Source organism: bacterium, from assembly GCA_016786595.1.
Classification (GTDB): domain Bacteria; phylum Bdellovibrionota_C; class UBA2361; order SZUA-149; family JAEUWB01; genus JAEUWB01.
The window spans coordinates 19668-40794 of sequence record JAEUWB010000059.1; the positions used below are offsets into that span (position 1 = coordinate 19668).

Genomic DNA, 21127 nt, shown 5'->3' on the forward strand with positions numbered 1-21127 from the left:
ATGAAATTCGTTACTTGCTGCTGGTTTTACTTCTCGACTTGTCTATCTAAGTTTGAGTGGATTATAAGTTAAGTAAGGGTTTAATTCGGAGGTTTATTCTATGCGTTCCATGAGTTTTGAAATTGCCAAGTCCTTTGGTCGGCTTTATCTTGATCCAAGTTCATCGTCATTGCGCCTGCGTTATGTGCCAATGGAAGACGGGGAATTAAATGAGAATTCGATTGGTGCTTGCGATATTGCAATCGACATCGAAGATGTCGGCAATCTCTGGGCGACAACTCGTGCATTTCTTTATGGTGTTGAATCACTTGATCTAAACATTATCATTCGTCCTGCGGAAGAGAGCGACTCAGAAGTTTTAGTCAAACTCTATCGCGACAAGCCTAAGGGCGCGCAAGGTGCGCTTTCTGGAGAAGAGACCTGTTGGTTACGTATTGTCTCAGGACGTAGCGAAGAGGAACGCCGCCGTATTAAGCTTGGACCTAGAGATTTGTTAAGTATTGAGCTGGCTTGCAATGCAGTGCTAGTCATGTCGGCTTCACCAATTTATAATTCTGCTGCGACTGCAAATGGCCACCTTGCTTTGGCGTCAACAAAAGCGACGAAGAAAGCTGCGACCAAGAAAGTCGTAAATGTTGATGTTGATGCAGAGGAAGAATCGACTGCCAAGACAACAACAATCCGTGAAGCACGCTTTTCTATTAGTTAACGCATAGTTTAAAGACGGTTGGCGCTGCGTAGATCGATTAAGTACATCTTAATTCTACGTGGCGGACTAGGCGGAAACTCAATTACTTTTGCTGTTTGCAGATAAGGCTTTAATGTCTTGTAAATCTTAGAATGCAAAATTAAGAAGTCAATTGATTTGTCGTCCGCGAGGCGCTGGATTAGTTCTGTGCGTCTAAGGCCGGACAAATCAACTCTTTTTGGTAAGGCGAAATAAAAACGATCAGTTAAACTTTTCTTAGGGAATGCATAGGTTGCAAGAGTTCCAGCACCACTTTTCTGTAAATCCACAATTTTTCGTGCATAATATTCGACAATTGATTGCTTAAATGTGGGTGTAAGCTTTCTGTAGTTATAAATAAGTTGATTGTAAGTTTGCCAGGTTGCCACCAGTAAAAAGCAAGTGGTGAAGCTTAGCTTGAAAAAATGCTTTTTATGTTTTGCCTCTTTGAAGCTGCGCAAGGCAACGTTAAGCGTTGCAGCTCCGATTAATGCCATCCCCGGGAAAGCCGGAGAGATATACCATTCTAGTTTAGATTTTCCGAGCGAATAGCCGATTACAGGTAGCGTGGCCCAAAGTAGACAAAATGCCCAATTTGGAGCGTGTCTTCGTAGCGCGAAATAGAGCGCAGTCAATATAGCGGCAGCTAGCAAAATTGGCGGAATGCTTGAATTGTTCAGGAAAAGATCCTGGAAATAGAACCAGACTTGGTTTTTGTGGTGAAACCCCTGCACCGCACGTTTGTAAATTTCGTGCTTGACCATTGTTTGAATGGCTTTTGTATATTCAAGAAAAATTGGCACAAGATAAAGTGCGGGGACTGTAATGCTAAGCAGCACGATTGTTAGAAAATATTTCTTGCCAGTGAGCAGCCAAGCCTTGCCGGTTTTGCTGAAAAACAATTCAAAGAGCATGAAAGGTAAGATCACGCTGTAAGGCATTAATCCGCCAATGTGCTTGGTCAGGACGCCTAGGCCGATAATCAGGCCAATTGCAGCGCTCAGGTAATAGCATTTCTTTGGGTTTCGACTGTCCCGGTGCATTTCTTCACGGAGCTGCCAGAATAAATATAGACTCAAGCTGCAAAGAAAAATCAAAAGTCCATCAGCAGCGCCATCCCGTGCGCCTTTGATAAAAATAAAAGTTTTCGCTGTGAACATTAAAAGCGCAGCGAGAAAACCGACGGTGAGTGACTGAAATAACTGCACCCCGAGGGCAAAGCAAATAACGATCGTGCCTGTCGCTGCACAAGCAGAGACAACACGAAAAACCCAATTTTCAGGACCAAAAATTTGAATTAATGGGATCGTTAACCAAAATTTGAAAGGCGGCTTATTGAAATAGAGCGACTTGCCGGCTTTGGGAACAAAATAATCACCAGTTTGATACATCGTCCAAGTGACGAGTGCATGCTTAGTCTCATCATGATGCTTAAACGACATCGCATCTAGTTTATAAAAGAAAAAGTAATAAACTAATGGCAGTAGTAGCAAAACGAGTAATAATTTTAAGTTAAAAATTTTCACTTGATACTTACTGATTGATCGGGGTGATCTCTATTTGCGGCGGGGTAAAACCGAGCTTCTTTGCCTGCTGGTAGGAGGCAACTGCGGAATCTGGATTGCCCAGCGCATCGTGTGCAACAGAAATCAGCATCTCAATATCTGCTGAAGAACTTTGCTGTTTTGCAGTAGTCAGAAAATTGAGCATCTCTTGATAATCTTTACGTGCGAATAAAACAGTGCCTAAATTTTTTATCGTACTTAAGTCACTTGGGTCCTGAGCATAGGCTGAGCGTAGTAAATATTCGGCGCGTTCCATATTGCCTTGCGAGGCATGCAGCGTGCCGAGGCGTTGTAGGACTTTTGTTGAGTTTGAGTTCAGTGCTAAGATTTGCTCATAAACTTTGATGCCTTGTGGTAAATCGCCCATACCGATATGGGCCTCAGCGAGCCGATTCTTAAAGGCAAGGTCTTTAGGTTCGATCTCAATTGTGCGGTTCAGGATTTGTATGGCCTCACTGAATTTGCCTTCGGTCATTAAAATACCAGCTTGGTTATAGAGTGCAGTAGTATTTTGGGGATCAGCCTCACAGGCCTTAACAATTTTCTCCAGGCCTTGGGCTTTCTTGCCTTCAAGCACAAGCGCCACTCCAGCTTCATTTAATTCTTGAGCACTTTCTTGACGATTGCCTTGACAATAAGCTAGCGCTGGCCCAAATAGGGTAAATGATGTAAAAAACAGCAAATTTATACGTTTAAGATATCGCACTGCTGGCACTTCTTGCTTAAAGTTAGTTATATAGCCAGTTTGACGAAATCGGGCAAAAGAAACTTCATTTTCGAATATTATCAATGAGTCAAGCTGTTCATGACATGTTTCATAGCATTGCCGAGCGCTATGATTTAGCAAATCAGATCTTAAGTCTTGGAGTGCATAATTCGTGGCGCCGTAATGCTATCGCCATGCTTAAATTGCCCAACAATGCCAGCATAGCCGACATTTGTACGGGAACAGGCGACGTCGCTTTCGAGTTAAATACTTACTTTAAAAATTCAGCAACAATTTACGGCTTTGATTTTGTAAGGAAAATGGTCAAGCTCGCGGCAGTTAAACAGCAGCAAAAAAAGCAGCAGACTGCTCGTGCGGTGCATTTCAGCTGTGCAGATGCAATGTGCTTGCCGGTTCAAGCAGAATCTTTTGCAGCAGTGACCTGTGCATTTGGTATCCGTAATGTTGATGATCCGTTACAGTGCTTACGTGAATTTCATCGCGTGCTCAAAGATTCAGGGCAGGTGCTGATTCTAGAATTCGGTAAGCCGCAACTCCCCGTTTTTTCGCAAGTTTATGATTTATACGGAAAACACCTGATGCCGCGCATTGGTGGAATGCTCAGTGGTAATCGTGCCGCTTACGAGTATTTACCGCAAACTGCTAAGGCATTCCCTGACGGAGAAAAATTTGTTGAATTAATGCGCCAAGCCGGGTTCCACTCGATACGCGTGAAAAGCTTTATGACAGGCGTTGCCTACGCTTACTGCGGGCAGAAGTCAGCACACTTGGACAGTAAATTTGAAGCGGGGCAAAGCTAATGAAGGAAAAGCGTTGGACCATTGCTCTGACTGGGGCCTCAGGCACAATCTATGCACGCAAGCTCGTGAAAATCTTGATTGAGCATGACCCTGCGACGATGCTCGATCTGGTTATTTCAGATGGGGCGCTACGGGTGCTGCGTGAAGAGGACAATATTTCTACAAGCCACGGTCTGGGCAGTAGCGCTGAAAAGGTCAGTGAGGAGCTTTTCGGTCTAACCAGTGCGCGGATTGTTTTCCATAACCCACGCGACACGGGAGCAGCGATAGCTTCAGGATCTTATCCTTCAAGTGGCATGGTAATTGTGCCTTGCAGTATGTCGACTTTGGGTTGCATTGCCAATGGTGTCGTGATGCACCTCGTGCATCGTGCCGCTGAAGTTACGCTCAAAGAAAATCGTAAATTAATTGTTGTCCCACGGGAGACTCCACTGACCTCAATTAACCTGGAAAATATGTTAAAACTCAGACAAGCAGGCGCTGTAATTATGCCGGCGATGCCTGGCTTTTATCAGCAACCAACTTCAATTGATGACCTGGCGGAGTATTTTGCAATGCGCATTACCGACCAGCTCGGCTATAACTTCGATTTCAAACCGCGCTGGGGACAAGCTAGTGCGCAGACCGCTAAGAATGGATTTTAATTTCAATGGATTTGTTTGAGCGTTATTTAAAGTGCACGGGTTTTGAAAGCTTAAGGGAGTGGAAATCGCTAGCCACTAAGCAACCAGCGCTTGAGGATTTAAGTAATTTAGTTCCGAAACTCCTGACAACAGCGCCGCTACCGTTACTGCTGAAGCTCCTTGAGTTCAATGGCTATGGATTGAATTGTGACAAGATTCAATTCAAGCTGCGCCCAGTAATTCTTTTGCCGGTAAGTCGTGCTCTTGATTCTCAAGTAGCATTAGCTCAAATTTTAGCTGAAGTCCGTGAGCGTGTGGCGGGATTTGGTCAATCCCCAAATCGGCCTGAGCTTTACGGAGCACTGGATTACTGGGGGTTAGAGATCAAGCTAGAACTGATCATTGAAACTTTACGGCAAATTCAAGTCGCATTCCCTCAGTTAAACATCATTGCCCCCTCAAGTAATGAAATGAAGCAAATCGCTGATTATAATCAAATCACAATTTCAGATCTGCTCAGTTGCTTAAAGCAGGCAGGCTTGTCTGAGCTTGACATGTCTTACGACGCAAATTTACTACAAATTGCAAGTGATCGTAATTTTAAGATTCGCCTCGGTTTGCCCCTTACAAACCCGAGTGATTTTACCCAAGTGCTTGTTGATGTTTTGGCTGCGACGCGCCAAGGAAAATATCAGCTTGCTGCGGTTTATCCATTCACGGAGCGGCCGCTCGATACGCTGGACCACGACGGTCCATTTGGTTGTATGACTTTACGGGCGGTGGCGCTTTTACGTCTTCTTTTTCCAGCTCCGACCACTGTGCGAGCGCCGATTTCACACTTTGGCATTAAAGCTGCAAATGTTGCATTAGCCCATGGCGCTGAAGATTTAGGTTACGTCGGCTATGATCGAGAAAGTGTTGAACGCTTTGGACTTTTACCTTTAAGTGAAGTGCTTTCAGCTTTTAGTTATTCGGGTTTTTCACTTTTGCCAACTGATTTTGTGATTGAAAGCATCGCTGCAGATTTTCAGCCTAGCGATCAATTGACTAAGGAAGTAGCTGAAGGAAAAAATTTACAATTTAATTATCAATGGCAGTGTTAAAAGGGCAGCGTTAAAGTTAATCAATGGACATTAGTTTTGTAAAAATAGCTGAACGCGTTGCGGCTGGAAAACGCCTGACTGCAGAAGAAGGCTTAGCCTTATTTGAACACCCCGATTTACTTGCACTTGGGCAACTGGCTAATATTCCGCGCTCGCGTTTGCACGGAGAAGCCACTTATTACAATCGCAACTTGCATTTAAATTCTACCAACGTCTGCGAAGCAGATTGCATTTTCTGCTCATTTGCCAGACTTGAGGAAGGCATGCCTGAGGCTTATACGATGAGCCCGCTGCAGGCCTTAAATTGGATCCGTCAGCGCTATCAACCTGGGATGACAGAGATTCATATCGTCAATGGACTTAATCCAAATTTAGATTTTAATTATTATTTGGAATTACTCCAAGCCATTCGCAGCGAATTTCCAACTTTACACATTAAGGCTTTTACTGCTGTGGAAATTCACTATTTTGCTGAAAAATATCAAATGACTTACCAGGCCGTAATCGAGGCACTGCGCCAAGCTGGACTAGGGTCGCTGCCTGGAGGAGGTGCTGAGATTTTTGCTGAGCGTGCGCGAAAAAAGCTTTGCCGCGACAAGGTCGATGCTGCGGGGTGGCTAAAGGTTCACGAAACTGCGCATCAGTTGGGCCTGAAGAGTAATTGCACCATGCTCTACGGCACGATTGAAACTTATGCTGAGAGAATTGATCACTTAATACGCTTACGTGAATTGCAAGACCGCACTGGGGGATTTCAAGCCTTCATTCCGCTGGCTTATCATCCAGAAAACAACCGACTCGGGAAGATTGGCGCACCAACTGGTGCTGATGATTTAAGAATGATCGCAGTCAGTCGTTTGATGCTGGATAATATCCCACATCTTAAAGCGTATTGGATTATGTTGGGCATTAAAACAGCGCAGCTTGCTCAATGTTTTGGGGCAAATGATCTCGATGGTACAGTAGTTGAAGAGAAAATTTATCACATGGCTGGTGCACAGACGCCTGATGCGATGACGGTCGAAGAATTAGAAAACTTAATTCGTGCAGTGGGCAAGCACCCGGTCGAAAGAACAACTCTTTATGAAACCGTAGTGCCTACGTTGCAAATCAATCAACCCGAAATGTATTAGCTTTGAAGTGTAAAATGAGCAGTATCACAGCAAACAATCAAGCCCAACATTTACGCATTGTGAATGTGAATTTCCTAAACGGGGCTCCCTTTCGTGGTTTAGCGCAAGTGCCCGAGGTAGTTTACAGTGAAGCACTGCCGGCAGAGTGCGCGCGTAAGCTCTTTGAGGGTGAAGCGGATCTGGCCTTAATCCCCACAGCAGAATTTCTTAAAGATGGCAGACTCAAGATCTTGCCCTTTGGGATTGCCTGCCGTGGAAAAGTCGAAAGCGTTTTATTACTTTCAGAGCAACCATTTGAAAACTTAGACCGGGTAATTCTTGACTCTCGTTCGCGCACTTCGGTTTTGTTATTTAAAGCTTTGTTACAGCGCATTGGTCGAGATCATCTCGAGTTAAGTTATGCAGATCCGCAGACAATTTTTCTCGAAAAGGATTCGCGCGATGGGATCTTGGTGATTGGCGATGAGGCACTTAAGCTGGCAAATCACTACAGCTATAAGCTTGACCTGGGAGAGCTCTGGTTTGAAGCAACTGGCTTGCCATTTGTCTTTGCCGTCTGGGCGTTTGCGCCGAGCTGTCAACCTGGGGTTGAGCGTGAAGAGCAGTTACTTGCTGCGCTGAATACCAGTCTTGATCATGCCCATATTTATGCCACTGAGTGGGTCGAACGTGCAGGTAAGCAAGCGCCACTGACACGTCAGGAAGCACTTTCCTATGTAACTGAAGTAATTCGATACCGCATTGGATCAGACGAGATGCAAGGGCTTGAGCATTTCCTTCAAGCTGCCCAAGCTCAGAATCTTGTCTCTCAGGGAATGCAGGTAAATGGAATTTCTCAATTGAACACTGCTGAAATTTTGGATCGCGCCGCATCCGGAAAGCGTATTGCAATGCATGAAGCCTTGCACCTTGTCGAGCATGCTGCGTTAAGTGACCTTGGTATCGCTGCCGATCTGCGCAATCGTTTTACGGAAGATCGTAGCACCACTGGTGCAATATCTTATATCGTCGACCGTAATATTAATTACACCAACGTCTGCAATGTTTATTGTCGTTTTTGTGCTTTTTACCGAGCACCTGGTAAGGCTGGCGGGTATGTACTCACGCATCAGGAAATTTTAAGTAAAATTGCTGAAATTCTTCCGCACGGGGGAAATCAAATTTTACTCCAAGGAGGTTTGCACCCTGAGCTAGGCATTGAGTATTATGAACAACTTTTTAAGGTAATTAAACGAGAGTTTCCGCAAGTCAATTTACATGCATTATCTGCTGACGAAGTCTGGCATATCGCGAAAGTTTCTAATTTGGACTTAGATCAGGTGATGCAGCGCTTGATCCAAGCCGGCTTAGGGTCTTTCCCGGGTGGAGGTGCCGAAATTCTTGTCGATCGCGTGCGCCGGCGCATTGCACGCTTAAAGACGACAAGTCATGAATGGATTGAAGCTCATCGCGCTGCGCATCGTCACGGCTTAGTCTCGACATGCACCATGATGTTTGGTGTTCAAGAGACTTGGGAAGATCGCATACTCCATCTGCAGCGCCTACGTGATTTGCAAGATGAGACCAACGGATTTTCAGCTTTTATTTGTTGGACTTTCCAAGATGAAAATACAAAACTCAAACGTGGTGATACTACGGCCTTAGAATACTTAAAAACTCAGGCAGTAGCGCGGTTGTTTTTAGACAATATTCCACACCTGCAGAGTTCTTGGGTCACGCAAGGACCCTCAATTGGGCAGATTGCGCTCTTCTTTGGTGCTGACGATTTTGGTTCTGTGATGTTTGAAGAAAATGTTGTCTCTGCTGCAGGGACGACATTCTGTATGACTTCTGATTTGATTGAGGCACATATCAAGGAGGCCGGGTTTATGCCCTGGCGCAGAGATATTCATTATCAAGTAGTGAATAATTGATTTGTTGTTTTACCTCGTCAATTAATCAATTGACAGTTGTTTTAGCGTTGACAATCAAGACAATCTCCCCCTTGATCGCTTGACGTGAGGAGAGCTCAGTCAAGATTGTGGCAACGTCGCCTTTTAAATACTCTTCATGTAACTTTGTTATTTCTCTGGCGATAAATACTTCAGCAGTTGGTGCCAGTATGATAATTTGTTCGAGAGTCTTGATGATGCGATAAGGCGATTCGTAGATAATGACGGTTGTACCGAATTCAAGAATTTCTTTTAAGCGGGACTTTTTTTTGCCAGGTCGTTCCGGCAGAAATCCCTGAAAGAAAAAAGAATCACTTTCCATGCCCGAGACTGATAGTGCGGCAATTGCAGCTGAGGCGCCAGGGACAGGAAAAACTGGAATTCGATTGGCACGTGCTGCGCGAACCAAAATAAAACCGGGGTCGCTGATTAAGGGCGTCCCTGCATCTGAGACTAGGGCAATTGTAGCGCCTGCTTTTAATTTTTCGATATAGCGTGGAGATTTTCCGCGCTCAGCGGCATCATGATAGCTTTCCACGGGGGTGCTGATTGCATATCTTGTAGCTAGTGTTTTGAAGTGGCGAGTATCTTCGGCAAGAATTAGGTCGACACTTTTTAAAATATTGATCGCGCGCTCACTGATATCGGCAAGATTGCCAATCGGGGTGGCGACAATATATAGTCCTGCTGGTGTGGAATTTATCAAGCTGTTAGTCATGGAGATCTATTAATCTTGTTATGCTTATCCCAGTTTGGCTATAGTTTCAAACGAATATGGAAATAGAACAAGCACTCAAGGTTGAACTGCTCGAGCAGGTCAAAAATTGGAATAAGGCAGCAGAGCTTCAGTCGATTCAAACAATTACGCCTGACGCATCATTACGTCGTTACTATCGCTTAGAGCTTAGCGGTGCCGGTCCGACTAAAACAATTGTAGCCATGGTTTTTGATTCAGTTAAAGCTGCAGAAGCCGAGGGCGGGCAGACTTATTTGGCGGACCAAGCTTATTGCGAATTAGCCGAACTTTTTTATCGCGCAAATATTCCCGTGGCAGAGCTCCTGACCGGCCAGCCTGGGCAAAGAATATTTTTGCTTGAGGATTTGGGCGATAATATTTTGGGTAGTTTATTTGAGCATTGTCCTACGATTATTGAACATTACAAATCGGCAATTTCAGTTTTGCCACGGCTACAGTCGCTACAATGCATTCCCCATAAAATTCCATTCTCACGATCCTTTTCCAAGGACCTTTACTTAAAGGAGATGGATGAATTTCAAGTCTATTTTTTAAAAGCGCATGTTCCAGCTGGGATTATTCCTACAGAACAAGTCTCTGAAGCATTCGTTGCGATTGCAACTCGCCTGGCTGAGTTGCCAAAGGTCGTAGTGCACCGGGATTATCATTCTTGGAATTTAATCATTGATCAAGAAGATCAGTTGCGGATTATTGACTTTCAAGACGCCCTAATGGGAGTGCGCTTGTATGATTTAATTAGTCTTTTACATGACCGTGATACTGATGCACTCTTAGGTACTGAGCGCTACCAGATGCTTAAGACCTATGCGCGAGAGACATTACAGATCCCTAAAGAGCAATTCGAGTTTGAGTTCGCACTTACGGCCTTACAGCGCGATTTGAAAGTTGCTGGGCGTTTTGAGAAATTTGCAGAGGAGCGGGGGCTCACTACTTACCAGCGCTGGGTGCCCGGGACTTTCCGCCGTATTCGTCAAGCCTTAAAGTTACTCACTGAAGAGTTCAAGCTCACAGAGCTTAAAAGTTTTAGTAACCATCTGGAGCAAATCAAGCTATGAAGCTGGCAGCATCACCGCAGGTCGATTGTTTGCTGCTTGCTGCTGGATTCGGCAGCCGTTTAAAAGAGCTAACGCGGGAATTACCTAAGCCCTTATTGCAAGTAAAAGGCCGGGCATTGATTGACTGGAATTTAGATCTGATTGCGGCAGCTGGTATTAAGCAGGTTTACATTAATTTACACTATCTTCCGGATAAAATTCGCCAGCATGTTGGCGATGGCAGCAAGTGGGGGTTAAGAGTCAATTACTCGTTCGAACCTAAAATTCTTAATACTGGAGGTGCGATTAAGAATTTAGAGCACAAATTTACGCAAGCTCTAATTTTGACTATCAATAGCGATGCCTTACTCGGACGGGACTTTTCTCTGCAGGCACTGATTGATGCGCATGAAACGTCCAAGCATCGGCCGGTGGCAACCCTAGCTGTGCGCGTTGCAGGTGCCGAAGACAATTATTCAGATTTAGGTTTAACTAGCGAGCGCTTGATCGGGCGTTTTCTGAATGTCGAGTATGACTCGCTGACTGGCCCGGAGAAATATATTTACCTTGGTGTGCAGGTCTTGAATCGTGAATTATTAAAAACTATGCCTACCGCAGAGAATGCATTTAGCATTACCCAAGACACCTATGTTCGGGCACTTGCTTCTGGACAAAAACTCCAAGCCTATCCCTATGGGGGTTACTGGCGCGACGTCGGCACGCCGGAAAGATTAGCCGAAGCTAATTTGACATTTTAAGAATAGGTGTAAAGTAGTCTAGAGAAGCTCGGATTAAATTTGACGCTAAGGCAGTGCCAGCCCCGCAATCTGCTGACGTAATTATTTAGCTGTGATTGCGAGCTTGCGACAGCAAGCGCGGCAATCTGTTAGCCGGTAGATTATATTTCTCTCGTGATCAGTGAACAGATTGCTTCACTTCGTTCGCAATGACCTGAGATGCAAGCAGGTTACCACGCTTGCAGTAGTAAGCTCGCAAGATGACTCAAGCGGCCGGCAGATTGTCGCAGTCGCAAAGTTTGTTCGTGACAAACCTCAAGCTGTCTTTTTATAAGCGCTAAATTTACAATCTTGATTTACGTCGCAGTGCTTACATTTCTGATATTGCGGTGTAGCCATCGCAGGCACACCTGCTTCAATGCTACGCATCTCATCTAGAATCGTATCGAGCCAACGAACTTTCTCGGCTGAATTTTTGATTTTTACGGGCCTTAACTCACGACCTAAAAGCATTAGTCCATAGGGCGGTGTTTTTTTATCGCTAGACTCAATTAAAGCCATCAAGGCGGTGAGTAAGATTGCATGGCGGTCGCGCACTTTCGTGCTGACCGGACGAATAATTGCAGGAATAATATAGCCATGTTCTTCAATTAAAGCATCAGGTTTGCCACTTAGGCCGCGCTCTAGGTCGGTATATGTTTTTGCTTCGCGCATACCTGAGACAGCCTCATGATTTTTCATTTCGAGCACATTCTGGTGCTTGTCTAGGCCTGTACTCTTTTGTAGGACAGATCTGCGTCGATCGATTAGGTCCCAAATGAAAATCAGCACTCCAACGATCAGTAAAATTAATAAAATTTCAGTTGAGATCAAGGAGTGGCGAGAATGCAATAAAGTTGAAAAAATATCACGCAATTGTCTGCTTTGAGTCGTGCTTGCGTTCGATTGGATTGAGTCCCAAAGCATTAAAACAGCAACTACTGCTACTAGTAAATAGTAAATTACCTTTGCATAGCGTCTTAACTCTGCAGAGAGAGATTGAGTTTTAAACCACTCAGAACGAATATTGCGGACCTCATTCTCGCGCGAGTCCTGCTGAGTTTGATAGCTCTTTTTACCTGAGATGTTTTTTAAGCGCCAAGATTCTGGGCAAACCACATAGCTTGCCAGTTCTTCAGCCTGAATAATGCGTTCCGGCATGCTTAATTTTGACGCTTACGAGCAATTGCGCGTAAGTGGCTGCAAATCACATGTAGGCTTGAAATCTGTAGGCTGCCGTTAAGCATATGCGTAGTATTTGCTGTAAAAGTATTGACAGTCTCTTTGCGTTTTTGCAGATATTTTTCAATTGCTTCCGCATCGGTTCGTCCCGTTTCAGAAATAATCGATTTGGTGATGGTGGTTATGCCCTGTCGTAACTCGGAAGTAAGGGAACGCAATGAAATCATGTCCCAGCGATTTGTGACCGGCAGTTGTGTTGCCTGTGACAGAATTTCTGGGATCGTAAAGCGCTCTGATAAAATAAAAGCAACTTTTGCCACTTCAATTAAATCATGACCGGTCTTGTCAGCGACATCGATGATGTCTAAGAACATAGCGCCGTAGGAAAGGGAACGCACTTTTTCAGCGACGCTACGTGCTAGGCCTGCATTTTCAAGCTCAGCGACGAAGGCCTGGAAGAGCTTGAGCTCCTTAGGGGCTAAAATTTTATTAATTTGCGAGGATAGGACGCGGAAGCGGCCACGATAGTGCTCAATTTCTGGTTCAAGTGAGCCACGGTCAGAACGCTGTTCTAAAAACCAGCGAGTCATGCGGTCAAGGCTGTTACTTAAGCTTAGTGCTGCATGTGAGAATTCATGAACGCTTGCAGCGGTATCGAGAATCCTTAGCTGCATCCAAATTTCCCTTGCATCTGCAACTGCGGTGCCAATCAGAAATGCACTGACTACATCTACGTCATTTAAGCTTGTTTCTTGAGCAACGCGGTTGACGAAAGCTGATCCCATTAATTCAACAGTAATATTCACAACTTGCTTAGTGATGATTTCGCGCCTGAGCGGATGATTTTTTACTGCGTCAGGATATGTTTGCACGAGTTCTGCAGGGAAGTAGTCAAGCAAGAGTTTTTCTAAAAAAATGTCATCGGGTAGTTTGGTTTTAACGATTTGGTCGCTGAGTATTAATTTAGCATAGCCAATTAATAGAGCTAAAGTAGGCCGTGTTAGGCCGCGTTTTTCTTTGATGTAGCGCGTAATAATCTCCTCGTCAGGAAATCCATCACGAACGCGGTCAACTACTCCTACTTTAGCGAGGCGATCGATCATTGCAGCATAGATATCCAGATTGCGTTGGCTTCTTCTTTCTCCAAGCGAAATGACGATGTTTTGCAAGCGATTCCGCTCTAATACTAACTCTGCAACTTCATTGGTCAACTTTGCCAATAGTGCGTTGCGTGCAGGGACTTGCATTGTGCCTTGTCGAACAAGCGTATCAAGTAGGATTTTAATGTTGACTTCGTGATCGGAGAGATCTACTCCACCGGAGTTATCGACGGCATCAGTGTTAATTCTTCCGTGGACGTCACGTGCGAATTCAACGCGTCCAATTTGAGTTGCACCAAGATTTCCGCCCTCGGCAAAGATTTTGGCACGAAGCTGTTTGCCATTAACACGGCAATCATCGTTGGCGCGATCGCCTGCTGCTTCATGTGATTCAATTGAAGCTTTGACATAAGTTCCAATCCCGCCGTTCCAGATGAGGTCGACAGGTGCTTTGAGAATTACATGCATTAGTTCCATCGGCGTGAAAGAACTCTGCTCTGTTGCAAGTACTTGCATCGCTTGTGAACTTAATTGAATTTCTTTATCAGCTCTGCTCCAAACCCCACCACCAGTGCTAATCAGAGATTTATTGTAATCGTTCCAAGATGATTTAGGTAATTCAAATAAGCGTTTACGTTCGGAGTAGGAAACTGCAGGATCTGGTGAAGGATCGATAAAGATATGGCGATGATCAAACGCTGCAATTAATTTTGCATTTTTAGCTAAAATCAAACCGTTACCAAAGACATCGCCCGACATGTCGCCAATTCCGGCCATTGTATAAGTTTCCTTCTCGACATTTCGGCCGAGGTCAGTAAAGTGGCGCTTAACTGACTCCCATGTGCCACGCGCTGTGATTCCAACTTTTTTGTGGTCATAGCCATTTGAACCACCAGAGGCAAAAGCATCACCTAACCAAAAGTTAAATTCTTTTACTGCCAGTTCATTCGCGGTATCGCTAAAAGTTGCCGTGCCCTTGTCTGCGGCAACAACAAGATATGGATCAACCTCATCATAAATCACAGTCTTCTCAGGATGAACGACTTTCCCATCACAGCGGTTGTCAGCTAATTCTAAAAGGCTGCGGATAAATTGCTTATAGGCTTCAACCACATGCTCAGAAGTAATTGCTTTTCCAGCCGGATGTTTAGCGATAAACCCACCTTTGGCTCCAGAGGGGACAATGATGGTGTTTTTGATCATTTGTGTTTTTACGAGCCCAAGTACTTCAGTCCGAAAATCCTCAGGTCGGTCACTCCAGCGAATTCCCCCGCGAGAGACTCTACTACAGCGCAGGTGCACGGCTTCAACGGCTGGACTGTTTACATATGTTTCATATAGCGGGCGTGGAGTTGGCATTGTTGTAATTTTCGAACAATCGATTTTGAAGGCAATTCTCTCACAAGTGTCATTACGGAAAAAATTTGTTCGCACGATTGACTGAATCAGATTCAACATTGCCTTGATGATTTTGTCATCGGCAGCAAGTTTGATAGACCTTGCTAATTCGCTGGCGCTGCGTAGTATTTCCGCAAAGCGCGTTGCTCGTTCCGTTGCATCAAGCGCGGGATTGAAACGTTGGTAAAACATCGCAACAATCATTTTGACGATCTGTGGATAACGATTTACCGCAGCAATTAATTGCTCGCGGGTCGTACCGATTTTAATCTGCCATAAATATCCAAGCATCGCTCGCACCAGCGCAATGTCGCTGAGGTGCAGACCAGGATTAATCAAGAGAGAATTAAGAGAATCATCGATGGCCTTGCCGTTAAGGATTCCTTCGAGTCCTGGAATAAAGATACTGCGTAATGCTTCGATTTCAGTTTGTTCAGTTGAGCGTAAATTTACTACAAAGCGCGACATCGAAAATTCAAATTGCTCAGGTTTAGTGCTTGAAGTTGCAAGCTCACTTTGTACTTCCAAATTTACATGCTCAAGCACTGGAATTACAGAGCTTAGGCTGAGAGGCTTACCAAGTTTGTATACAGTAAGAATCAGCTGTTCACTTTGAGCTGTTGGTCTGACTTCGCAACGAATTGCATTACTATGAGACAGGGTAGAAATTACACGAGCATCTAAGGCCGCCTCGATTGGCGTAACGGCAGAGCGGTATTGCTCTGGTAGGAGCTGTGCAATGCGGCGGATCGTAAGCCGTGGAACGTCTGTGATCTTGGCTTTACTCGCAGCATCAAGCACGGACTCTTCCCAAGTTTGAGTAAGTTGGCCAAGTTCGGCTTCAATTTTCTGGATATCAAGTGCTTGAGCCTGAGCCTGAGCATAGGGGAATGAAACATACATGCGCGCAAATTGTTCTTCGGTAATTGCTAATACTACATGCGAAGATTCTCGGGGGATATTAGTAATTTGTTCTATGTAGTTTTTTACTACATGCGGGGCGCGATCAGTGAAACGCACACGCGGCATCGCAATCATAATTGTCGTGTAAGTATCACTTGCATCGGTGCGTAGTTGCACAGTTACTGCTTCACGATGCTCACGCGCAAGTAGGAGCTCTACGTGATCTTTGAGCTCATTAAAAGTCATTTGGAATAGTTGAATTTTGGGGATCGTATTTACGATTGCAATAATTGCTTTGTAGTCATGCGCGTTAGGAATCGCGCCCTCGGTTTTTAATAAATCTTGCAGCTTTTTCTTGAATGATGGAATGCCCGAGACTTCAAGTGAGATTGCGTGTGAGGTTAAAGTGCCAGCTACTGCAAAGACGCTACCATCTTGCATTGGAATGATAATTACATCGATAGGTTGACGTTTATGAACGATACTATAGGAGGGGCTTTGTAATACGATACAGCTTTGTTTGAGTTCGCGCGCGCGTTCAGCCACAGCGACGCAGTGCTTAGTAAAAGCAACGCGCTTGACGTTTTCACTGAATAATCCAAGTCGAGTGAGCCTGCCTCCAGATGCTCTGAGTACCCCCATCAAGACCATTCCAGAAGTTGTGAGCCATAAAAGAAATTCAGACAGCTCAGGCCAGTCTGGAGAACTTACGCCTTCAAGCATGCGTACTGCTTCATTCGTTTCGCGCAGCATTACAGGAAAATCATCGGTAACTTGCACAAGTTCTGGGAGTAATTCCTGCAATTGAGCTTCAAGCTGATCGATTGATAAGTCAATACGACTGACTTCGGCGTAGTTGATCGACACATACTGATCCGACTTTTCCAAAATCATCGGATGATGAAAACAATGCACCTCAAGTTTAAGCGCACGGAAAAGTTCAAGCAGTGAGTCGACGATAAACGGACGGTCAGCTAAAGTTAGCCTGATTAAAATATGCTGAGCACGCGGGTCTCCAGGCTTAGCTGTTTCTACGCTGAGCAGTACTCTTTTGTCAGTGGTTTTAAATTGATTGTATTGTTCAGCCATTTCCTGAGCAATACGTTCGAGGGTATCTGTTGTCGTTGCCTCAAGGTAATCTGACGGGGCTCGGCCAAATAAGACCTCGAAAATACTACGGTCGTCATATGGAGATACTGGTGATGCTGCTAGTGAAGACTTGCTAACCTTCTGAAATTCTTCATATCTGAGGTTAAACAAAGATGTATTTTTCTGAGTTGCCATTCCCGTATTCATCTGCAGTAACTCCTGAATGTCAGTTGAATCGGGTTACACACGCAAACACCGCAACTGAACACTAATTTCGAGCCGTTATATTACTACTTATTCACAAAAAACGCTACGGCGCGGATTTTTAATTATGGAATTAATATGTTTTTAGCTGATTTGTTGCTTTGATGTAGGTTGCCTCAAAATTATTAATAATTTCAAGCCATTGCGCTGATGCTTTGCCAGAATCTACAATCTCGCGAAAAGCACTACTGCCAAAAAGCAGATCAATCGCTGGCACCTCTTTAACGAATTCATAGGCATCAGTACGCCACGAAAAGTCACTTGCAAAACATTTCTTCGCTGCATGAATCATCGCTAATCCAAGTCGATAGGGCTTAAAAGTACTTCGATCTGTAACGTGAATTTCAACCCCATAACAGTTCAGGCCAGAAAATTTATGAAACTTCGGAATAAAGATAGCAGGGCGTAAGATGCAACCTTGAATTGAACCAGTCTGGGCAATTGCATCAATCCATTTGCCGCTGTCAATAAAAGGAGCGCCAATTAATTCAAATGGCTTTGTCGTTCCACGACCTTCGGAAATATTGGTCGCCTCAAATAAGCAGGCCCCCGGATAAACAACCGCAGTATCAACTGTCGGCATGTTTGGTGAAGGAAAAACCCACGGCGCTGTGGTTTGATCGAGATACTGTTCACGCTTCCAGCCCAGCACATTCACAATCTCTAAATCTACAGCAACAGGCTCACAGCTTGCTCCTGCAAGGGAAAAACCAGCCTGAAACAGTTTCGCTAGCTCACCGAGTGTCAGTCCGTGTCGGTTTGCAATCGGATGAATTCCACAAAAAGAACGACAAGCAGTCGTCAGTGGAGAACCTTCAATTTGACTTCCGCCAATTGGGTTTGGACGATCTAAAACAACAACACGGATTTTTAACTCCGCCGCGCGTTGCATGCAAAAATATAGTGTCTGAGCAAACGTGTAATAGCGCGTGCCAATATCAACGAGATCAAACACCAATGTATCAATGCCTGCAAGTTGCTCTTTAGTTGGCATTAAACTTTCAAAACTACTGCCATAGAGACTGTAAATCGGAATTTTTAATTTTGCATGACTTGCATTGCCGACTGCCTGCATGTCTTGATGACCACCAAAAAGCCCGTGCTCGGGGCCAAAGAGCGCCTTGATCTTAATTGAACCTGATTTTACAAATGCAGACTCACTCAGGAGGTCAATCAAATGTCGATAATTCGAATCCACTGCAGCATGATTCGTGACAACCGCCAGAGACGCACCCTCTAGGCGCGCAAACGCTTCATCGCGTAAAACATCAATCCCTGTTTTTATTTTTTGTTTCACTTAACTCACGCAGTAAGGCAAACGAATATATTCCGGAATCGTGCTGGTCACCCCAACGCATCCCTAAGGCATATTGGCCGATTGCCCATATCGCTTGCAAGTCTGTTTCTTCGCTCAAGTTGGATTTCAAGACTTTTAGTTTAAAACTTGGACGCGCTGCCGCCCCGCCTAAAGGTTGACTGTGACTCGTATCACCGCGTTGCTCCTGGCAAGTCGCGCAGGGACAAGCACTTCTGAGCTCGCCACTACTAAATTCAGCCGTTAATCCATCATTCCACGTTATTGCTAAACCTGTTCCGGTATTATTTTGAGCCAGACGCTGAATACGAAGAGGAGTTTGCATCTTTAACGCCCACGCATTAAGCCACGCGATTCAAGGTAAAGTTAAGTAAATTTTCCAATAATAAACGAACTTTCTGATTGCCCGAGTTGATATCCGACAGCGCCTCAAGCGCCTTGCCTGCATACTCTTGGGCAATTGATTTTGCTTTCTCGATAATTTCTGAATCGCGTAAATAGGTTACAACTGCAATTCGCTGTTCTTCTGTGATTTCGTCTTGAGCAAAAAAATCCCGCGCCTTTGTTTCGCCACTTTTAAGCCAAAGCACATTCACCAGCGAGGGAGTCTTTTGCTTGAGATCTGTTCCCGAAGGTTTGCCCAGCAAATCTGCAGATGAGGTTACGTCAAGAATATCGTCCACCATCTGAAAAGCAATTCCCGAATAATGCCCAAATTTTTTAAAATTCTCTTGGTCTGCCTTGGAGCCGCCAGCAGTGTGACAGCCTGAGAAACAGGCCAGCGCAAAAAGCGATGCTGTTTTTTTGGCAACAATATCTACATATTCAGCCAGGCTAACTTCACGGCCAGGATTTAAAAATCCCTCTAAAATCTCTCCCTCCGTAAGCTCAACACAGGCTCGTTCCGTGGCCCGCACAATTTCTGGGTCAAGCTTTGCACATAGCCCAAATGCTCGAACTAATAAAAAATCGCCCGTCAATAAACTCGGCATCATGCCATATTCGGCATAGGCAGACTTTTTATGCCGCCGCACTGGGCTCTGATCGATGATGTCATCATGCAAAAGCGTTGCCATGTGAATCAATTCAATTCCAGCCGCAATATCAATTAACGCCGCATTGGGCTGACTCAGCCCGGATAACTTGGAACTCAATAACGCTAAAAGTGGGCGAATGCGCTTGCCGCCCTGGGCAAGTAAATAAGTGGAAATTTCAGAGATTTGCTTGGCGTCGCTGGATAAACAGGAAGAGATGCGGGATTCAACCTCGCGCATGTCTGCGTTCAATAGCGTTGCAATTTCATTCATGATTGATTGCGAAGATGTCGTCTGCAAAGCTGTCATCATCGAAAAAATCTTAGATTTAGTTCTGGTTCCTCGGAATGACTCATCGCTTAAAAACTAACAGCTACTCAGCGTTTTCGTAATAAGTGAACAGATTGCTTCGCTGCGATCGCAATGACTCGTAAGCGTAAAGATTTGCCTTATCCCAGCCGCACAGGCTAGAAAAAATCAAATCCCCTTAACAAATGTCTTCATGAAAACGTTGGCGTCCCCAAGGGGCCCTCAAGAGGTCCCCAAGGGGATTACTGAATTTGAAGTGCCGCCCTTCGGCGTCACATGTTCAAATCCCCTTAACAAATGTCTTCATGAAAACGTTGGCGTCCCCAAGGGGATTTGAACCCCTGTTCCCGCCGTGAAAGGGCGGTGTCCTAGACCCCTAGACGATGGGGACCAAAGTTTTCAGCTGTAATAAATTACACTCAAAAAAGCCTACGCTTTCTAATGAATTACAGCATTTCGGTCAAGACATCTCGTTAAACACACGAATTTGCGCTATTCACTACACTTTATGCTTACTCCAAGACCAGCCTCCAACTCAGCAATCTCACTCTCCGGCCTAATCCACAGCGTGCACCTCCCACACGAAGGTACTTCAACCAACACCCCACTAGTCCTACTCGTTCACGGTCGAGCCGGTAACGACCGCGTAATGTGGACATTTTCTTCCACTGTTAAAGGTTTAAATCCTATTGTCATTGCCCCACAAGCCCCGCTGTCCGACCCAATCGGTGGCTTCAGCTGGTGGCCCATAGACGAATCTATTCAAGACCCTGAAGAACGTATGACTAAAAATCATGCACAACTCAATACAGCCCTAGAAAAACTCGAGCACTTTATCTCCACTCTGCCAGCACTCTACGGCATTAAAACAAAGAACATCATCGCTATGGGCTTTAGCCAAGGAGCAGGAATTATTTCGACACTGTCACTAAAGCGCCCAGAACTATTCTCCGGCGTTGCACTCCTTGCCGGCTTCGTCCCACGTGTCGTTGTTCAACGTAATGCCTTCGTCTCTACGACAACAACCCCACGCCCCAATTACTTTATCTTTCACGGCACAGAAGATCAGATGGTGCCAATCAAGCGCGCTGAACAAGCTCGCGACTTTTTAATCGGCCTAGGCTGCGCAGTCGAATACCACACCGACGCCGTGAAACATAAAGTCAGCGCCTCTGGGATTAAAGCCCTTAAGTGCTGGGTTGATGGTCTGCTGATCAGTTAGTTAATCAGCAGTCATTGCGAGGATAGTGAATTACTTGTTCACTGAGTTATTCAACTGTCATTGCGAGGAGCTGGAAGCGACGAAGCAATCTGTTCACTTAGCACGTAAAATGTTGTTTACCGGTGAACAGATTGC

At 45.0% G+C, this 21127-nt stretch carries 17 protein-coding genes and 1 tRNA gene; 9 read left to right on the plus strand and 9 right to left on the minus strand.

The features are described from left to right. The first annotated feature begins 100 nt into the window (after positions 1 to 100). The gene (locus tag JNK13_10415; protein ID MBL7663151.1) at positions 101 to 709 is read left to right on the plus strand and encodes a hypothetical protein; all 609 of its coding nucleotides are present in this window, start codon (positions 101 to 103) and stop codon (positions 707 to 709) included. An 8-nt stretch (positions 710 to 717) separates the two neighbouring features. On the opposite strand, the gene JNK13_10420 is transcribed toward JNK13_10415, so the two are convergent. Further along, entirely contained in the window at positions 718 to 2253 is a 1536-nt protein-coding gene (locus tag JNK13_10420; GenBank protein ID MBL7663152.1) for a glycosyltransferase family 39 protein, read from the minus strand. Positions 2254 to 2260: 7 nt separating this feature from the next. Continuing rightward, positions 2261 to 2998 carry a tetratricopeptide repeat protein gene (locus JNK13_10425; GenBank protein ID MBL7663153.1) on the minus strand — a complete coding sequence of 246 codons (738 nt, stop codon included), beginning with the start codon at positions 2996 to 2998 and terminating at the stop codon, positions 2261 to 2263. Between the two features lie 83 nt (positions 2999 to 3081). Between JNK13_10425 and ubiE the strand changes: the two genes are divergently transcribed. The 5 genes from ubiE to mqnC are packed head-to-tail and all read left to right on the plus strand — an operon-like array spanning position 3082 to position 8591. Continuing rightward, positions 3082 to 3819, plus strand: a complete 738-nt coding sequence (gene ubiE / locus JNK13_10430; protein MBL7663154.1) for a bifunctional demethylmenaquinone methyltransferase/2-methoxy-6-polyprenyl-1,4-benzoquinol methylase UbiE — start codon at positions 3082 to 3084, stop codon at positions 3817 to 3819. Beyond that, on the plus strand, positions 3819 to 4463 hold the full coding sequence (locus JNK13_10435) for a UbiX family flavin prenyltransferase (GenBank protein ID MBL7663155.1): 645 nt from the start codon (positions 3819 to 3821) through the stop codon (positions 4461 to 4463). Before ubiE ends, JNK13_10435 begins: the two co-directional genes overlap by 1 nt. Before the next feature lie 5 nt (positions 4464 to 4468). After that, a complete protein-coding gene (locus JNK13_10440) occupies positions 4469 to 5545 on the plus strand; it encodes a hypothetical protein (GenBank protein MBL7663156.1) in 1077 nt (358 codons plus the stop codon). A 23-nt stretch (positions 5546 to 5568) separates the two neighbouring features. After that, positions 5569 to 6678, plus strand: coding sequence for an aminofutalosine synthase MqnE (gene mqnE / locus JNK13_10445; GenBank protein ID MBL7663157.1), 1110 nt, complete (start codon positions 5569 to 5571; stop codon positions 6676 to 6678). Positions 6679 to 6692: 14 nt separating this feature from the next. Next, entirely contained in the window at positions 6693 to 8591 is a 1899-nt protein-coding gene (gene mqnC / locus JNK13_10450; protein ID MBL7663158.1) for a dehypoxanthine futalosine cyclase, read from the plus strand. Between the two features lie 25 nt (positions 8592 to 8616). On the opposite strand, the gene rsmI is transcribed toward mqnC, so the two are convergent. Further along, positions 8617 to 9327 (minus strand): 16S rRNA (cytidine(1402)-2'-O)-methyltransferase, encoded by a 711-nt coding sequence (gene rsmI, locus JNK13_10455; protein MBL7663159.1) that lies wholly within the window; start codon positions 9325 to 9327, stop codon positions 8617 to 8619. A gap of 56 nt (positions 9328 to 9383) precedes the next feature. Between rsmI and JNK13_10460 the strand changes: the two genes are divergently transcribed. Together JNK13_10460 and JNK13_10465 are read left to right on the plus strand one after the other, a co-directional pair. Further along, a complete protein-coding gene (locus JNK13_10460; GenBank protein MBL7663160.1) occupies positions 9384 to 10421 on the plus strand; it encodes a phosphotransferase in 1038 nt (345 codons plus the stop codon). Continuing rightward, on the plus strand, positions 10418 to 11158 hold the full coding sequence (locus tag JNK13_10465) for a nucleotidyltransferase family protein (protein ID MBL7663161.1): 741 nt from the start codon (positions 10418 to 10420) through the stop codon (positions 11156 to 11158). The genes JNK13_10460 and JNK13_10465 overlap by 4 nt, the downstream gene beginning before the upstream one ends. A 294-nt stretch (positions 11159 to 11452) precedes the next feature. Here JNK13_10465 and JNK13_10470 read toward each other — a convergent pair whose 3' ends face one another. The 6 genes from JNK13_10470 to JNK13_10495 all read right to left on the minus strand — a co-directional run bounded on the left by JNK13_10470 (position 11453) and on the right by JNK13_10495 (position 20161). Further along, positions 11453 to 12337, minus strand: coding sequence for a hypothetical protein (locus tag JNK13_10470; GenBank protein ID MBL7663162.1), 885 nt, complete (start codon positions 12335 to 12337; stop codon positions 11453 to 11455). A gap of 2 nt (positions 12338 to 12339) precedes the next feature. Further along, the gene (locus JNK13_10475) at positions 12340 to 17055 is read right to left on the minus strand and encodes an NAD-glutamate dehydrogenase (GenBank protein MBL7663163.1); all 4716 of its coding nucleotides are present in this window, start codon (positions 17053 to 17055) and stop codon (positions 12340 to 12342) included. A 130-nt stretch (positions 17056 to 17185) separates the two neighbouring features. Next, on the minus strand, positions 17186 to 18409 hold the full coding sequence (locus tag JNK13_10480; GenBank protein MBL7663164.1) for a DUF1343 domain-containing protein: 1224 nt from the start codon (positions 18407 to 18409) through the stop codon (positions 17186 to 17188). Continuing rightward, entirely contained in the window at positions 18381 to 18752 is a 372-nt protein-coding gene (locus JNK13_10485; GenBank protein MBL7663165.1) for a DUF971 domain-containing protein, read from the minus strand. Before JNK13_10485 ends, JNK13_10480 begins: the two co-directional genes overlap by 29 nt. Positions 18753 to 18768: 16 nt before the next feature. Beyond that, positions 18769 to 19773 (minus strand): polyprenyl synthetase family protein, encoded by a 1005-nt coding sequence (locus JNK13_10490; GenBank protein ID MBL7663166.1) that lies wholly within the window; start codon positions 19771 to 19773, stop codon positions 18769 to 18771. 312 nt (positions 19774 to 20085) lie between these two features. After that, positions 20086 to 20161 (minus strand) — tRNA-Glu (locus tag JNK13_10495). A 117-nt stretch (positions 20162 to 20278) separates the two neighbouring features. Here JNK13_10495 and JNK13_10500 point away from each other — a divergent pair. Continuing rightward, positions 20279 to 20992, plus strand: a complete 714-nt coding sequence (locus JNK13_10500) for a hypothetical protein (GenBank protein MBL7663167.1) — start codon at positions 20279 to 20281, stop codon at positions 20990 to 20992. Positions 20993 to 21127 lie beyond the last annotated feature (135 nt).

Excerpts from the sequence above, each read along its gene's own strand:
- JNK13_10415 (MBL7663151.1), top strand. The coding sequence starts at position 101 with ATGCGTTCCATGAGTTTTGAAATTGCCAAGTCCTTTGGTCGGCTTTAT.
- ubiE (MBL7663154.1), top strand. The coding sequence starts at position 3,082 with ATGAGTCAAGCTGTTCATGACATGTTTCATAGCATTGCCGAGCGCTAT.
- JNK13_10435 (MBL7663155.1), top strand. The coding sequence starts at position 3,819 with ATGAAGGAAAAGCGTTGGACCATTGCTCTGACTGGGGCCTCAGGCACA.
- JNK13_10440 (MBL7663156.1), top strand. The coding sequence starts at position 4,469 with ATGGATTTGTTTGAGCGTTATTTAAAGTGCACGGGTTTTGAAAGCTTA.
- mqnE (MBL7663157.1), top strand. The coding sequence starts at position 5,569 with ATGGACATTAGTTTTGTAAAAATAGCTGAACGCGTTGCGGCTGGAAAA.
- mqnC (MBL7663158.1), top strand. The coding sequence starts at position 6,693 with ATGAGCAGTATCACAGCAAACAATCAAGCCCAACATTTACGCATTGTG.
- rsmI (MBL7663159.1), bottom strand. The coding sequence starts at position 9,327 with ATGACTAACAGCTTGATAAATTCCACACCAGCAGGACTATATATTGTC.
- JNK13_10460 (MBL7663160.1), top strand. The coding sequence starts at position 9,384 with ATGGAAATAGAACAAGCACTCAAGGTTGAACTGCTCGAGCAGGTCAAA.
- JNK13_10465 (MBL7663161.1), top strand. The coding sequence starts at position 10,418 with ATGAAGCTGGCAGCATCACCGCAGGTCGATTGTTTGCTGCTTGCTGCT.
- JNK13_10470 (MBL7663162.1), bottom strand. The coding sequence starts at position 12,337 with ATGCCGGAACGCATTATTCAGGCTGAAGAACTGGCAAGCTATGTGGTT.
- JNK13_10475 (MBL7663163.1), bottom strand. The coding sequence starts at position 17,055 with ATGAATACGGGAATGGCAACTCAGAAAAATACATCTTTGTTTAACCTC.
- JNK13_10485 (MBL7663165.1), bottom strand. The coding sequence starts at position 18,752 with ATGCAAACTCCTCTTCGTATTCAGCGTCTGGCTCAAAATAATACCGGA.
- JNK13_10490 (MBL7663166.1), bottom strand. The coding sequence starts at position 19,773 with ATGATGACAGCTTTGCAGACGACATCTTCGCAATCAATCATGAATGAA.
- JNK13_10500 (MBL7663167.1), top strand. The coding sequence starts at position 20,279 with ATGCTTACTCCAAGACCAGCCTCCAACTCAGCAATCTCACTCTCCGGC.